Consider the following 16,760-nt stretch of genomic DNA (forward strand, 5'->3'; position numbering starts at 1 on the left):
AGTTGGAGTTCAATTCAGTGTTTAATTCATTGTCATTAAGCTGGCATTACCACCGGCTGCAGCTGTATTGACACTAGTTGCACGCTCAATCACGAAACGTTCTACAGGGATGTCATATTGGCCTGAAGCTAAATGCGTAATGCCAATAATTGCACCTTCACGAGACGCGATGACTTGTTGAATTTTTAATAACTCAGTTTGTTCACCATGGTGTAAAACCGCATCAAAATTGCCATGATAAATATCCGTGATCACTTTAAATTGGTCCACGAGGATTTTCGGCATGCTATTTAAGTGTTTTAACACAAAAGTATTGTCTGCAAGTACCACGGGTTGACTACCCACCGATAAAATCGCAGCAATTTGATTCAGTTGATCTGCATCATTATTGGCTAGTGAAAGTACACCTTTACGTGCCAAAATGGCATATTGGTTGTTTTCACCGGTTGGGCCTTGTAGCTCAAAACTTTGTCCAGCGGCTATGGCCTGCGGTGCTTGAATCGCAATGCCTGAAAAATGCTGCTTCGCCCAAGTGTTAAAAGCTTCATATGCAGGGAAGTGTGTAGCTTGCGTTTCTGCCTGAGCCGCATAAGGTGTAGCCAGTTTTTTCACAGACACTTGATGCATTAAACGGTAGAGATATAAAGGACCGCCCGCTTTTGGACCTGTACCTGATAAGCCTTCGCCGCCAAAGGGTTGTACACCAACCACAGCACCTACAATATTACGGTTAATGTACAGGTTACCGACTTCTGCATGACCGATAACTTTTTGAATCGTGTCATCAATACGTGTATGCAAGCCCATGGTTAAACCATAACCTTTGGCATTAATTTGTGTTAATAGGTTTTCAATCTCACCATATTTGTAGGTGATTAAATGCAATACTGGCCCAAAAACTTCGCGTTCTAAATCATTTAAATTTGGCAGTTCAATCAAAGTTGGTGCAACGAAGGTTCCCGTACTTAAGGCATTGCTATCAGCATTAAACATGATTTGATGTACTGGATAGCCTTTGCTACGCATCTTCTCAATATGTTTTTCAATATTTTGCTGTGCTTCAAGGTCGATCACTGGGCCAATGTCAGTTGCTAATAGTGCGGGATTTCCGACACGAAGTTGCTTCATCGCACCTTGTAACATGGTACGGACAACGTCCACATTATCTTCTTGTACACAGAGAATACGTAGGGCAGAACAGCGTTGACCTGCACTGTCATAGGCAGAGTTAACGACATCCAATACCACTTGTTCTGTCAATGCTGATGAGTCAACAATCATGGCATTTTGACCGCCAGTTTCAGCAATCAATACCACGCTTTCGCCAAATTGGTTTAAGCGCTGTGCCACGGTTTTTTGCAAGATACGTGCGACTTCCGTTGAGCCAGTAAACATGATGCCTTGGACACGTGAGTCCGCGCTGAGTTTGGCACCAATGGTTTCGCCACGGCCAGGAAGGAGTTGCAATACATCGAAGGGAACACCTGCTTCCCATAAAATATGTACAGCTTGAGCAGCAATCAGTGGCGTTTGTTCAGCAGGCTTGGCAATCACGGTATTACCTGCAACCAAGGCTGCAGCAATTTGACCTGTGAAAATAGCAAGCGGGAAGTTCCATGGGCTAATGCACAGCACAGTGCCAAGAGGTTCAATTTGCGTATTTTCTGCTAGATCAATCATTTGAGCTGCATAATAACGTAGGAAATCTACAGCTTCACGGACTTCAGCAATAGCATTGGCATAAGTTTTACCACTTTCACGTGACAACAACACCATGAGAGATTGCAATTGTGCTTCCATCAAATCTGCCGCACGATTTAAGCATGCTGCACGCTGATCTTTGTCTAAAGTTTTCCATGAAGCTTGGGCATTTACAGCATTATTGAGAGCGATTTCCGCTTGCTCTAGACTAGCTTCACTGACACTGCCGACCACATCACTACGGTTTGCAGGGTTTGTAATGTTGATACTTGCAGTATGAATTTCTTCTAAATTAGCGCCGATTGCACTAGCATGCCACTGGGTATGTGCATGCTGTACTGCCGTGGTATTGAGCTGAGATAAGTCGCGATCATTGGCTAAATCGAGTCCTTTTGAGTTGCGACGTTCTGTGCCATACAAATCTTGCGGAAATGGGATAGAAGGATGCTTAGCTCCAGTGATACCTTCTTTTTCAGCCGTCGCTAATATCGTCTGTCTTGGATTTTCAATTAAATCTTCAATTTTTAAATTTTTATCTGCAATACGGTTGACGAAAGAGGTATTCGCACCATTTTCCAGTAAACGTCGAACCAAATAGGCCAATAAGGTTTCATGGTTACCCACTGGTGCATAAATACGACAAGGCACACCCAGTTTGTTATCAGACTTCGAACCCACCACTTGTTCATAGAGGGGTTCACCCATGCCGTGAAGGCACTGAAATTCATACTGGCCTGGATAGTAAAGCTCTGGCTGTGCTAATTGGTAGATCGTAGCAACGGTTTGCGCATTGTGTGTTGCAAACTGAGGATAAATTTGCTCAGGTGCTGCCAAGAGTTTTTTAGCACATGCAATATAAGACAGGTCGGTATGAACTTTGCGCGTAAATACAGGATAGTCACTCATACCTTCAATTTGCGCTTTCTTAATTTCGCTGTCCCAGTATGCACCTTTCACTAAGCGGATCATTAAACGTTTTTGGCTACGCTTAGCGAGGTCAATAATATGGTCGACCACATAGAAACAGCGCTTTTGGTAGGCTTGAATCACAAATCCAATACCTTTCCAGTCTGCTAATTTAGGCTCAAAACACAGGCGCTCAAGTAGTTCCAAAGAAATTTCTAGGCGGTCAGTTTCTTCAGCATCAATGTTTAAACCAATATTGTAATGCTTAGCTAATACAGCAAGTTCTAGCACTTTGCCATAAAGTTCGTTATGTATACGGTCGATCTGTGAACGTTGGTAGCGTGGGTGTAGGGCAGACAATTTGATCGAAATACCTGCGCCGTTATAAACATCCTTACCTTCAGAGGCTTGACCAATCGCGTGGATCGCATCGGTATAGTCTTGATAATAACGTTCTGCATCAGGTTCAGTTAATGCTGCTTCACCTAACATGTCATATGAATAACGGAAGCCTTTGTCTTCTAATACTTCTGCATGTTTAAGCGCTTCATTGATGGTCTCGCCTGTAACAAACTGTTCGCCCATCATACGCATAGCCACGTCGACAGCTTTACGGATAATGCCACGTCCACTGCGTGCTAAAATACCGGTGAGTAGGCTAGACAGACTTTTTTGTTGAGGGGTTTCCATTAGTTTACCCGTCAGCATTAAACCCCAAGCAGCAGCATTTACGAACATGAGGCTACTTTGGCCAACATGATCTTTCCAGTTACCTTGGTTGATTTTATCTTTGATCAGTAAATCACGTGTTGCTTTGTCTGGAATACGGAGTAGCGCTTCGGCTAAACACATGAGCGCGATGCCTTCCTGAGAAGACAATGAAAACTCTTGTAGCAAGCCTTGCACAATGCCTGCTTTACCTGTACCGCTTTTACGTTCACGTAATGAATGGGCTAAGTCAAAAGCCAATTGTTGAATTTGATCGCTGATCGGGGAAGGGATTTCACTGTGTGCTAATAAGTTTTCAATACACTCAGTTTCAGCACGACGCCATGCTGTATTAATCGATTGTTCAAAGCTATTCTTGTCTTTAAATTCAGTGATGTAGTCATCGCTTCCCGTGACTTCAAATACTTTTCCATTCATGTTTCAATTTTCCGTGTCAAAGTTCTATGACGAGCAAATAAATCTTGAGCTTGATCCTTTATTTAATTTATCATCACAGAATATTTAGCGAATAACTCACTATAGTTTTAATAATATTTAGAGAAAAATTCAGATGAGTAGCCCATATTTGAGCTTAGACCGTATAGATATTCGAATTTTAGAGCTGCTGCAAGAAGACGGAAAATTGTCCAATATTAAGCTTGCGGAAATGGTGAATTTATCACCCACTGCGGCGTTGGCACGTGTGCAAAAATTATCGAAAGAGGGCTTTATTTTAGGCTATGAAGCACGTTTAAATCCGGTCTTACTCAACAATGGATTTGTGGTTTTTGTGGAGATTTTACTAGATAAAACTACACCCAATGTATTGGAAGATTTTTCGGATGCAGTGCGTCAAATTCCAGAAATCGTAGAATGTCACATGATCAGCGGTGGTTTTGATTTTGTGGTGAAAATACGCTGCGCAAATATGGAAGAATTTAGAAAAATTTCAGGGCAGGTACTTTGGCAATTACCTGGTATCAAGGAAACGCGTAGTTATCCTGTGATGGAAGTGATCAAAGAAAGTATGCAAATTAAGCTGAAACCTGCGGCTCGGCCGAAGTAGCTAATCATCAATAATTGAGTATAAAAAAGGGGCATTTAGCCCCTTTTTAGTGTCAAAAATTTTAGATTTCAGACATTTCTTTTTGATATTGCGCTTCGGCTTTTTCAAAGCGTTCAACCACATCCGCCTCTGGTGCTTTACCCAATAAGCTCACGACAACGATACTGATTGCAGAGAAAATAAAGCCTGGAATGATTTCGTATAAACCAAGGTGGCCTAAGTAGTTTTTCCACACGATGACAGTCACAGCACCTACGATCATGCCAATGATTGCTCCGTTAAGCGTCATACGTTTCCACAGCAATGAAAGAATAATCAGCGGGCCAAATGCAGCACCGAAACCTGCCCATGCATAAGCCACTAAGCCTAAAACTTTACTTGCAGGGTTCATTGCAAAGGTGATTGCAAATACAGCAATTGCCAAGACCATCGCACGTCCAATCCAAACCAATTCTTTTTGCGATGCATTTTTACGAATAAAACCTTTGTACAAATCTTCCGTCAAGGTTGTTGAACATACCAATAACTGACAGCTAAGTGTGCTCATCACCGCAGCTAAAATTGCGGCTAAAATAATCCCTGCAATCCACGGATTGAATAGAATTTTAGTCAATTCCATAAATACCGTTTCAGGGTTGGCATTAACGACGCTTGCCAGTTCTGAGTGAACTTGGAAGTAAGCAATACCGATATAACCGGCTGCTACAGCACCGCCTAGACATAGGATCATCCATGTCATTCCAATGCGACGTGCATTTGGAATGGTTTTAACAGAATCGGCTGCCATAAAGCGAACCAAGATATGCGGTTGACCAAAATAGCCTAAGCCCCACGCCATGCTGGATAAAATCGCAACTGTACTTAAACCTTCAAATAAATTAGAAGCTTGTGGGCGAGCTGTTTCCAAAACAGCAGCAAGATTTTGACTGTTATCACCTAAAGCAAGGTAGGCGATGATCGGTGTGATCAGCAGTGCAAAGATCATCAGACCCGCTTGGAAAGTATCGGTCCAACTGATCGCTAAGAATCCACCAATACAGACATAGCTGATGGTTGCAATTGCACCAATCCACAGTGCTGTTGTGTAGTTCCAACCGAATAAACTTTCGAAAAGTCGTGCGCCAGCCACCATGCCAGAAGCACAGTAAATCGCAAAGAACACTAAAATCACTACAGCTGAAATGATACGTAAAATCTTTTTACGGTCTGCAAAACGGCTTGTGAAATAATCGGGCAGGGTCAGGGCATTATTTTGATATTCGGTATGAACACGCAAGCGACCAGCAACGATCAGCCAGTTCAACCAAGCACCGATAATTAAGCCGATTGCAATCCAAGCTTCGGAAAGACCAGATAGATAAATTGCACCAGGGAGACCCATGAGTAGCCAACCACTCATGTCGGATGCACCTGCTGAAAGTGCAGTCACAACACTTCCTAAACTTCGTCCACCTAAAATGTATTCGTCAAAGTTATGCGTAGCTCTGTAGGCATACAAACCAATGGCAAGCATTGCAAGAATATAAAAAATAAAGGTGACTAATGTCGGGTTTAAATGGCTCATAGGCGGTTCATCCTTAATGAAAGCAAATCATCTCTGTCCTAGATGAAAATTTGTACTTCTGTCGTAAGTCGCAGATTCAAGCACGATTTAAAAATTACACTCTGTAACCTTTAAGCATATTTTATGTATGTTTTGCGTAAATGATATTTTTTCTTATTACAAATCGAATTTTTTATTGTGCTGCTGAAATGTTGTACAGAAGGGAATTTAAATTTTGAAATGTAAATCTACTTAAGACTTTTCATCACAAAAAGAGAACTAATGAAATTAGGTAAAAATTACACAATGTTACATGGTGAACAAGAAATGTGCATTTGAAATATTTGGTTGCAAATGTGCATCACATCATCTGTAGTGAGATGATTTGAACAGGTCGAATATGAGGTATGCACAGTCTTGGTGCGTAATTAGAGGGAATGCGCAGTGACAACGGTTCAAATGGAAAAAACGAGAATAGAGCATGATTTATTGGGGGATAAAGCAGTCCCGCAGTCATGTTATTACGGTATACATACATTGCGTGCCATCGAAAACTTTCAAATATCAAAGCAGCATGTCGGACAAAATTTAAACTTTGTACGCGCTATTGCTCAGGTAAAAAAAGCGTCAGCAGAAACCAATTATCAATTTAACTTAATACAAGATGATATTCGCCAAGCGATTCAGCAGGCGTGTGATGCATTGATTGTTCATCCTGAACAATGGGCAGATTCATTTCCAATTGATATTTATCAAGGTGGAGCAGGCACTTCTATTAACATGAATGCCAATGAAGTCATTGCCAATATTGCCCTTGAGTTGCTCGGAGATGCGAAAGGCAGTTATCAAAGGATTCATCCCAACGACCATGTCAATAAGTCACAATCGACTAATGATGTCTATCCAACAGCGCTGCGTCTAGCGACATATAGTGCTTTTAATGCTTTATTTGTGGTGCTAAATCAACTTATAGGAAGCTTACATCTCAAAGCTGATGAGTTTAAACATGTCATCAAAATGGGGCGTACACAGTTACAAGATGCAGTTCCGATGACTTTGGGGCAAGAGTTCCGAGCATTTGCAACATTATTAAAAGAAGATTTGAAGTTGATTGAGCAAAATCGACAGCTTCTATTGGAAATTAATTTAGGTGCGACGGCAATTGGCACTGGCGTGAATTCTCCTGCGGGTTATGCAGCCAAGGCCGTTGAAAATCTAGCTCATTTGACCGGTCTAAAATTGCAAGGTGCAGAAGACTATGTCGAAGCAACCAGCGATTGTGGCGTATTCATTTTATTATCAAGCTGCTTAAAACGTTTAGCTGTCAAACTTTCTAAAATTTGTAATGACTTACGTCTTTTAAGTTCAGGGCCACGAACAGGTTTAGCGGAAATTCGTTTACCTGAGTTACAAGCAGGTTCCTCCATTATGCCTGCAAAGGTCAATCCTGTGATCCCTGAAGTGGTCAACCAAATTGCATTTCGAGTAATGGGGAATGATTTAACCATTACTTTGGCCGCAGAAGCGGGGCAATTACAATTAAATGTCATGGAGCCGGTGATTGCATTGTCCATGAATGAATCAATTGAGCTTTTGGTGAATGCGGTGAAAACTTTAGACAGCAAATGTATTCAAGGGATTCAGGCAAATGAGCAAGCATGTTTTGATGCTGTGATGCGTAGTGTAGGAATTGTGACCTTACTCGATCCATATTTAGGTCATGCAAAATGTGATGAAATCGGCAAGCAATGTATTGCCGAAAATAAAACCATTCGCCAAGTGGTTTTAGAGCAAGAGCTGTTAACTGTAAGTCAATTGGATGAAATTTTCTCGATTGAAAATTTAGTTTCTGAAGTGACACCATTTAGTATGCCACTCGCTCAAGTGAGTTAAATGCTTATTTAAGACTTTTAAATAGCCTAATGATGAGTAAATGACGAAGGTTAATCCTTCGTTTTTTATTTGAAAATGATCAGTGGTAAATCTTGAAGACTATTCTGATGGCAGTGATGTATTAAGTATCTATTAGATACTTAAATTCTAAAAGTAAGTATTGGTTGAGAATAGAACGCTATATTTACTTAGGATAGTAATTATAGTTCTATATATAGTCATGAAGGTTTGGATGAAAAATTTAGTGCATAGATAAAGTCAGAAAAGCTTTAACTTGCCCCAAAAAGGACGTAATCGAAGTACAATAGGTTTTTATCATGTTGTAGATAGTCAGATGTTTAATAAGTTAGTCGATTTATTCAAAGGCGCTAAAGAGTCGCCTGAGCAACTTTACTTAGAACAACACCACATTCAATATGATGAAACTCAGGGCTATATCATTGAAGGCGTAGTTTTAAATACTTTGTCTGAACGTATGGAATATTTGTCGAATAGAAAAATGACAAATTTCGATGATTTAAAACAGCTCTATGCGACTGCAATGATTATCAATGAAAAAATAGACTTGGAAATTGCAAATCAACGCTTTGTTGCACGATTAGGCAATACTGAAGAAAATCTGTTGCAATTTAAACATTATGTCAAACTATTGAATGATTATTATCGTCAATTCATCCGTGATCGTAAGTAAGTGAATGGACTGCAGTGTTTGAGTTTGATGTGTGCGTTAAGGGTACTCATCAATAGAAAATACAATCACAAATCCATATTGGTTAAAACACTGTATATAGTTGCTTAAATCTCGGAATGTAAAAAGCATCGTGTTAATATGATCACTAAGTGATTAAAACATTAAAAGCTATTTACATCATGTTCCAGCAAGAAATTTCACAACTCAATCTTAAACAGCTCAAAGCTGGCGAAAAGCGGTGGGTCGGAAACTTACAAGGCTCATCTGCTGCATTATTATTTAAAGAAATTAGCAAACAATCCAAACAGTTGTTTGTGATTGTAGCACGTAATAATCAGCATCTCGGGCAGTTAGAAAGTGAGCTGGAATTTTACGGAATTAAGCCGACTATTTTCCCTGATTGGGAAATTTTACCTTATGACCGGCTGTCGCCACATCAAGACATTGTTTCTGAACGCTTGGCGATTTTGTCTAATATGCCACAGCAAGGCGTGTTGTTGGTTTCGGCAACAACCTTGGCGCAGCGAGTTGCGCCTGCATCTTGGGTATTAGGTGAACACTTTGATATTAAAGTAGGTCAAAAATTTGATATCGAACAACAAAAATTAAGATTAGTACAAGCGGGCTATCACTTGGTGGATACCGTTTATGATCATGGTGAATTTGCAGTACGCGGCAGCATCATGGATATTTACGCTTCGGGGCAAAGTTCACCGATTCGTATTGACTTATTTGATGATGAAATCGATACCCTCAAATTCTTTGATCCTGAAACTCAGCGAACCACCCAAAACTTAGATTATTTTACGGTTTTACCTGCAAAAGAATTTCCATTAAAAGAAGCACGTTCACTGTTTCGTGATCGATATGCGGAAAATTTTCCGACAGCAAATCCAAAGAAAAACCCAATTTATCAAGATGTACAAGATGGTATAGCTTCACCGGGTATTGAGTTTTATTTTCCGTTGTTCTTCTCTGAACAAGCCATGAGAGAGCAAAGCACCCTGTTTTCGTACTTACCTGAGAATGGCATTGTCATTACAGACAGAGCCATAGATGACACATTGATTCAGTTTTGGTCAGACATTGTGCGTCGTTATGAAGACCGTCGTCATAATGTCGACCAACCGATTTTGCCGCCAGAGCAGATTTTCCTACAACCAAATCAAGTGTTAGAACAATTAAATCTCTGCCGTCGTATCGTGGCTTCGCCTGAGGCTTTTGATGAACGCAATGGCGTGATCAATCTTGCAGCTGAGATTCCACCCCGTTTACCTGTCGATCCAAAACGTGAAAAGCCATTTTCTGCGGTTAAGCAATATATAGATGCGGCAAATTATCCAGTGTTATTGGTGGCTGAAAGCGCAGGTAGACGTGAAACCTTAAAAGATGCATTGCGTCCAAGTTTGGGTGATATCCCGACGGTCGAAAGTTTTGATGATTTTATGCATTCTATGCATGCGATTGCGATCACCAATGCGCCCTTAGATCGTGGTTTATTGCTAACTGACAAACTCAGTGTAATTTCTGAAAATCAGCTTTATGAACACCGTGTGGTTCAACGTCGTCGTAAACGCCAACAGGAAGTATCAGAAGAGTTTCTTGTTCGTAGTTTAACCGAGCTAAGTATTGGCGCACCTGTGGTTCATATTGATTATGGTGTGGGGCGATATGCAGGTTTAATTACCTTGAGTATCGATGACCAAGACCATGAGTTTTTGCAGTTAGACTATGCCGATGCAGCTAAGGTGTATGTCCCTGTAACAAACCTGCATTTAATTAGCCGATACAGTGGTGGTGACCCAGATCTAGCACCATTACATAAATTGGGCACAGATGCATGGTCTAAAGCCAAACGCAAGGCTTTAGAGCAGATCCATGATGTGGCGGCAGAACTTTTACATATTCAAGCCCGTCGTCACTCGAAGCCGGGTTATGGATTTGAACTAGATCAAAGTCTGTATATGCAGTTTGCCAGTGGCTTCGCCTATGAAGAAACTTTAGACCAAGCCAATGCTATTGAAGCGACACTGTATGACATGCAACAAGCGAAGCCGATGGATCGCTTGGTTTGTGGTGATGTCGGTTTTGGTAAAACAGAAGTGGCCATGCGTGCTGCATTTGTGGCAGTACAAAATAACAAACAAGTGGCTGTACTTGTGCCAACCACGTTGTTGGCGCAGCAGCACTACGAGTCTTTCAAAGACCGTTTTGCGGACTGGCCTGTACGTATTGAAGTCCTTTCACGCTTTGGTTCATCAAAATCACATACCAAAACCATTGAAGACCTCGCAGAAGGCAAAGTGGATATTGTGATTGGCACACATAAAATCTTGCAGGAAAGTGTGCAATTTAAAAATCTCGGCCTCATGATCGTGGATGAAGAGCACCGTTTTGGTGTACGTGATAAAGAGAGAATTAAAGCCTTACGTGCCGATGTTGATATGCTAACGCTAACTGCAACGCCTATTCCACGTACGCTGAATATGGCTTTTAGTGGTATGCGTGATCTATCTATTATTGCAACGCCACCTGCCCGTCGTCTTGCTGTGAAAACTTTTGTGCAAGAACACACTGGGGATTCGATTAAAGAAGCCATCTTGCGTGAACTATTACGTGGCGGGCAAGTGTATTTCTTACACAATGAAGTCGAGACCATTGAACGTACGGCAGAAACTCTACGTGAATTGGTTCCTGAAGCCCGAGTTGCGGTAGCACATGGTCAAATGCGTGAGCGTGAGCTAGAGCAAATCATGCAGCAGTTCTATCACAAAGAATATAACGTGCTGGTGTGTTCAACCATTATTGAAACTGGGATTGACGTGCCAAACGCCAATACCATTTTGATTGAGCGTGCAGATAAACTGGGACTTGCGCAGTTGCACCAATTACGTGGTCGTGTCGGTCGATCGCACCATCAAGCATACGCCTATTTACTTGTACCTTCGCTCAAAGGCTTAAAGGGTGATGCTGAAAAACGCCTAGATGCCATTTCTCGTGCATCGACTTTGGGTGCGGGCTTCATGTTGGCTACAGAAGACTTAGAAATTCGTGGCGCAGGTGAGTTGCTGGGTGAACAGCAAAGTGGCTCAATGCAAACCATCGGTTATAGCCTGTATATGGAAATGCTTGAAAAAGCCACCAAAGCCATTCAAAAAGGTAAAACGCCTAACTTTGACTCTCCATTGTCATTAACGGCTGAAATTAGCATGCACATGCCAGCCTTAATTCCAGATGATTATTTAGGTGATGTACATCAACGGTTATTGTTCTATAAACGCATTAGTAATACGGATACTCAAGAGAAACTCGATAACATTCGTATGGAGTTAATTGATCGTTTCGGCTTGCCGCCGCAAGCAGTCAAGCAATTATTCTCTGTCCATCAGTTGCGTTTAAAAGCGGAACAATTGGGTATCACAAAAATTGATATCAGCTCACATGGCGGCAGTATTGAGTTCTCGCCAGATACACCAGTTCAAGCCATATCGATCATTCAAATGATGCAAAAGCATCCGACTTTCTTCCGAATGGAAGGTGGACAGCGTCTAAAAGTGATGGTCATGCTCGAAGAATATGACAAACGCATTCAATTTATAAATGACTTATTAGACAGTTTGCTGAAGGAATTGGCGCCAAATCAATAGATTTGGCGTATAAATTGCTTGTTTATAATGAGTAGATTTTCATGCGTGTTTTTTATATAGAAGAAACGCTTGATTTTTTTGAAAAATTTATTAGAGTCATAAGCACGCAACGTTTTATTCAAATGCAGTTTATTTGTAATGAAACGTTCTGTACAGAATATTCACACCCATAAGGATGTGATAGTATTAGCCATCATTCTAATTTTGCATCATTTATAAAGATATGTTTAGTTTACATCCACAACTTGCTCAAGATACGTTTTATGTAGGCGACTTTCCTCTGTCAACATGTCGTTTGATGAATGATATGCAATTCCCGTGGCTTATTTTGATTCCACGTGTTCCGGGAATTACAGAGCTTTATGAATTAAGTCAGGCAGACCAAGAGCAGTTTTTACGTGAGTCAAGCTGGTTATCAAGCCAATTGTCACGTGTATTCCGTGCAGACAAAATGAATGTAGCTGCATTGGGTAATATGGTTCCACAATTACATTTTCATCATGTTGTTCGTTATCAAAATGATGTGGCTTGGCCGAAACCAGTTTGGGGTACGCCAGCAGTTCCTTATAACAATGATGTCTTGGCACACATGCGCCAAACACTGATGCTTGCACTACGTGGTCAAGGTGATATGCCTTTTGATTGGCGTATGGACTAATCCCGATTTACGGACAATATCAGGATAGTAGAAGAATGAGTGTCCGTATGGGGGCGATCGAGTGCCGTTAGACAATTTAATCAGCAAAGAGCCTAAACAGTTTGAATATTTTCATCGTTTGATGGGATATATCATGCTGTCTTTGGTGATTATTGTCTATCATTACACTCAGCCAGATACGCAATATCAAATCTATATTCCTGCATTTTTATTTTTTCTGATTTTAGTCGTTCCTAAGTTTTCTCATTGGTTAATTTATCGATATAGCAATCAAGTTAAGCGTAATGTGCTTTTTCTGATCGATATCATCGTTATTGCTGTACTGATGTCTGCAGTACATTTAAGCCTTGTTTTAACTTTTCTTGCGGTCTTTGCGCTGCTATATACAACCATTTATAACAAAATCAATTTCTTAATGATGTCCTTGGCCGGGATTGTAGGCGTCACTGTATTTTATTTATGTAATATTTATGTCTTTGGTTTTCAAGAATATTTTGAGTCAACCAGCAGTGAGTTAACCGTTCTAGGTTTTTTGTGCCTTATTACGTATTTCAGTGTGGGGACGTTTTATCAACATACCCAAGTTCAGTCTTTAAGCAATAAAAAGAACCATTATTATGATCAGATGAATCGTTATATGGAATTCGCTAATCAATTGAGTCGCTATGCGCCTATGCAACTTTGGCAATCGATTATGAAAGGTGAGTCTGAAGCTAAAATCGAATATAAACGTAAAAAACTCACGATTTTCTTTTCAGATATCCAAGGGTTCACAGAACTTTCTGAAACATTAATCCCAGACGATTTAGCATTTCTACTCAATGACTATTTGAGCCATATGACAGAGATTGCCAAACAGTATGAAGCGACTGTCGATAAGTTTATGGGGGATGCAATTCTAATCTTCTTTGGTGATCCACATAGCCAAGGCGTAGAGCAGGATGCAAAAACCTGTTTAGAGATGGCAATGGTCATGCGTCAGCAAATGAAGTTGCTGCGTGAACGCTGGATTAAAATGGGTTATCCGCCGCTACACATTCGTATGGGTATTTCTACCGGGTATTGCCACGTTGGGAACTATGGTGCAGCTTACCGTATGGCATATACCATCGTGGGGCGTGATGCGAATTTGGCTGCACGATTGCAAAGTGCGGCCGAAGTCGATGAAATTTTGATTTCAGATGACACGCATCATTTAGTGAAAAATGACTATTTATGTGCGCCCAAAGCACCGATCTTCTTAAAAGGTATCAAAGGCCCAGTACGTACTTGGCAAGTGATGGAAAAATACACCTCACAGAAAACAGATTATCAACGTTGGTTCGATTACGAATATAAAGGCTTTAATCTATTGTTGAACTTAGATGAGGTACAAAACTTTGAATATCCTGAACTAATACATGTTTTAGAACGTATGATTAAACGCTTACAAATTCAGCAAAAAATGACCAACTCTGCTGGTATCGTAAAACTGAATTTAGAAGACGAAGTGATCGAAGAAGTCAAAAAAACTGAATCTCACTCTTAATTTCACATATACATTATAAAAATTAGATCTAATCGTATTGCCTTAAATTGTAAAAATAACTCAATTCATTCTTTTATCAAAACGTCTTCTTTTTTTGAATTCTTGAATAGATTTATGCATAAAAAAGCCAGTTACGATGAACTGGCTTTTTGATTATAGAAAATTATCTATAAATTAATGATTTTCTGAAGCATGGTTGATGGTGTATTTAGGAATTTCAATTTCCAAATCTTCATCTTCAATTTTTACTTGGCATGACAGACGAGAGTCTGGTTCTAACCCCCAAGCACGATCGAGAAGATCTGCTTCGACATCATCCATTTCATCTAGACCATCAAAACCTTTACGTACAACCACATGGCAAGTGGTGCATGCTTTAGACATGTCGCATGCATGTTCAATTTTGATGCCGTTTTTTAACATGCTTTCGCAAAGGTTAGCATTTGATTCGACTTCAAACTCAGCGCCGTTTGGGCAGATTGTTGCGTGAGGCAGTACTTTAATACGTGGCATAATCTTGACCTATAAATTAATTTGAGTTTGACCAGTCATCGAGTTTTGTGCCTTTTAGTGCGGCATCAATGTGCTGATTCATACGAGCTGCAGCAAATGCATCGCTATGTATTTTAAGCTGTTCTACAGCATGTTCAATAGCTTTAATATCTGTCGTTTCAAGTGCAGCATCTAAAACAGTGCGTGCTGCAGTGAGGGAACTGAGTTGCTCTTGGCTGAGAAGTTGAGCATCCACTTTAAGTGCTTGATCAAGTGCTTCAAGTTCACGTTTTGCTTCCACTTTGGTTTCTTGAAGATGACGTAAGTTTTTATCTTCTTCAGCAAACTTATAACCATCAATCAGTAAGCGTTCAGTGTCGGCATCAGATAAACCATAAGAAGGTTTGATGTCAATTTGGGCATGCACACCAGAAGTGGTTTCTTTGGCAGACACCGTGAGTAAACCATCTGCGTCAACTTGGAAAGTCACTTCAATGCGCGCTTGACCCGCAGTCATCGGTGGAATACCACGAAGCACGAAACGACCTAGACTACGGCAATGTTCAACTAGATCTCGTTCACCTTGTACAACATGAATCAACATCGCTGTTTGACCATCTTGATAGGTTGTGAATTCTTGGCGACGAGCCACTGGAATAGCTGTATTACGCGAAATAAGGCGCTCAACCAAACCGCCCATGGTTTCTAAACCTAAAGAAAGCGGTGTGACGTCTAAAAGCAATGAACCATCTTTAGAGTTACCAATAAGCTGGTTCGCTGTAATCGAGGCGCCAATGGCCACAACTTCATCAGGGTTAATTGTGCAGAGTGGTTCTTGATTGAAGACATCTTGAACAGCTTTTTGTACAGCATACGAGCGGGTAGAACCACCGACCAATACCACATTTTGAATATCGCTGAGTTCAAGCTTGGCATCACGCATGACACGTTTACAAACGCTGATAGTTTTATCCAAAGCAACTTTGATGATGGATTCAAAAGTAGGGCGGTCTAAAGTCAATGATTGATCAAGAACTTTAAGCACTACAGATTCAGCCTCGGTTAGAGCTTCTTTTGCTTTACGAGCAGAAACGATGAAATGTGCATATTCAGCATCATCTAAAGTTTCAATATTCAGTTGTTTTTTTGCCCATTTTACAATCAGACGGTCTAAGTCATCACCACCAAGCGCTGTGTGGCCACCCGTTGCTAGAACTTCAAAAACACCTTGAGAGAAACGTAAAATTGAAACGTCAAAAGTACCGCCACCTAAATCATAGATCACATAGTTCTGATCGTGTGCCAGATTGGTGTCTTGGTCTAAGCCATAAGCCACTGCAGCAGCAGTCGGTTCATTTAAAAGACGCAGTACATTTAAGCCTGCAAGCTGTGCTGCATCACGCGTTGCTTGACGCTGTGCTTCATCAAAATAGGCAGGCACAGTAATGACAGCACCATTTACTGGATTGTTTAAGCTGATTTCTGCACGGTCTTTAAGTTGTTTTAAAATTTCAGCAGAAATTTCAACTGGTGTTTTGCGACCTTGTGCAGTTTCAAAAGCAGGCATTTCATTCGCTTCACCGACTAAGTTGTACGGGTGTTGGAATTTAATATCTGTCTTAGAGCGACCCATAAAGCGTTTTACAGAAACGATGGTGTTTTTAGGATCAGTCGTTAAGAATGCCTTTGCGTCGCCACCATATTGCGTAGTGGATTCGCCATAGTGTGCAATAGAAGGGAGTAACACACGACCATGTTCATCTTTAAGCACTTTCGCTTTACCAGAAAGTACCGTGGCTACTAAAGAGTGTGTAGTCCCAAGATCGATACCAATTGCGATGCGGTGTTCATGCGGCGCACTTGATTGACCAGGTTCTGCAATTTGCAAGAGAGCCATGTGTGTTACATCCTTTGAACGTCAAATATA

The 16,760-nt window shown here is 40.8% G+C and carries 10 protein-coding genes; 6 read left to right on the forward strand and 4 right to left on the reverse strand.

The window, feature by feature from the left end; genetic code table 11:
* Window positions 1-21: 21 nt before the first annotated feature.
* A complete protein-coding gene (gene putA, locus FTT76_RS14965; RefSeq protein WP_180007831.1) occupies window positions 22-3,753 on the reverse strand; it encodes a trifunctional transcriptional regulator/proline dehydrogenase/L-glutamate gamma-semialdehyde dehydrogenase in 3,732 nt (1,243 codons plus the stop codon).
* A gap of 133 nt (window positions 3,754-3,886) precedes the next feature.
* Between putA and FTT76_RS14970 the strand changes: the two genes are divergently transcribed.
* Window positions 3,887-4,381: an Lrp/AsnC ligand binding domain-containing protein gene (locus FTT76_RS14970; protein ID WP_180007830.1), complete on the forward strand. Its 495-nt coding sequence runs from the start codon at window positions 3,887-3,889 to the stop codon at window positions 4,379-4,381.
* A gap of 61 nt (window positions 4,382-4,442) precedes the next feature.
* Here the strand turns inward: FTT76_RS14970 and putP are convergent, their stop codons facing one another.
* A complete protein-coding gene (gene putP / locus FTT76_RS14975; protein WP_180007829.1) occupies window positions 4,443-5,945 on the reverse strand; it encodes a sodium/proline symporter PutP in 1,503 nt (500 codons plus the stop codon).
* Window positions 5,946-6,368: 423 nt separating this feature from the next.
* Here putP and aspA point away from each other — a divergent pair, with 423 nt between their 5' ends.
* The 5 genes from aspA (at window position 6,369) to FTT76_RS15000 (ending at window position 14,341) form a co-directional block, all read left to right on the forward strand.
* The gene (gene aspA, locus FTT76_RS14980; protein WP_180007828.1) at window positions 6,369-7,817 is read left to right on the forward strand and encodes an aspartate ammonia-lyase; all 1,449 of its coding nucleotides are present in this window, start codon (window positions 6,369-6,371) and stop codon (window positions 7,815-7,817) included.
* Window positions 7,818-8,151: 334 nt separating this feature from the next.
* Window positions 8,152-8,508, forward strand: a complete 357-nt coding sequence (locus tag FTT76_RS14985; protein ID WP_180007827.1) for a hypothetical protein — start codon at window positions 8,152-8,154, stop codon at window positions 8,506-8,508.
* A 179-nt stretch (window positions 8,509-8,687) separates the two neighbouring features.
* Entirely contained in the window at window positions 8,688-12,155 is a 3,468-nt protein-coding gene (mfd, locus tag FTT76_RS14990; protein WP_180007871.1) for a transcription-repair coupling factor, read from the forward strand.
* Between the two features lie 223 nt (window positions 12,156-12,378).
* Entirely contained in the window at window positions 12,379-12,813 is a 435-nt protein-coding gene (locus FTT76_RS14995; RefSeq protein WP_067762788.1) for an HIT domain-containing protein, read from the forward strand.
* 61 nt (window positions 12,814-12,874) lie between these two features.
* A complete protein-coding gene (locus tag FTT76_RS15000) occupies window positions 12,875-14,341 on the forward strand; it encodes an adenylate/guanylate cyclase domain-containing protein (RefSeq protein ID WP_180007826.1) in 1,467 nt (488 codons plus the stop codon).
* 174 nt (window positions 14,342-14,515) lie between these two features.
* On the opposite strand, the gene fdx is transcribed toward FTT76_RS15000, so the two are convergent.
* Together fdx and hscA are read right to left on the reverse strand one after the other, a co-directional pair.
* A complete protein-coding gene (gene fdx / locus FTT76_RS15005) occupies window positions 14,516-14,854 on the reverse strand; it encodes an ISC system 2Fe-2S type ferredoxin (protein WP_078193483.1) in 339 nt (112 codons plus the stop codon).
* Window positions 14,855-14,870: 16 nt separating this feature from the next.
* Window positions 14,871-16,730, reverse strand: a complete 1,860-nt coding sequence (gene hscA / locus FTT76_RS15010) for a Fe-S protein assembly chaperone HscA (protein WP_180007825.1) — start codon at window positions 16,728-16,730, stop codon at window positions 14,871-14,873.
* Window positions 16,731-16,760 lie beyond the last annotated feature (30 nt).

Source organism: Acinetobacter sp. YH01009, from assembly GCF_013420765.1.
Lineage (GTDB): Bacteria > Pseudomonadota > Gammaproteobacteria > Pseudomonadales > Moraxellaceae > Acinetobacter > Acinetobacter amyesii.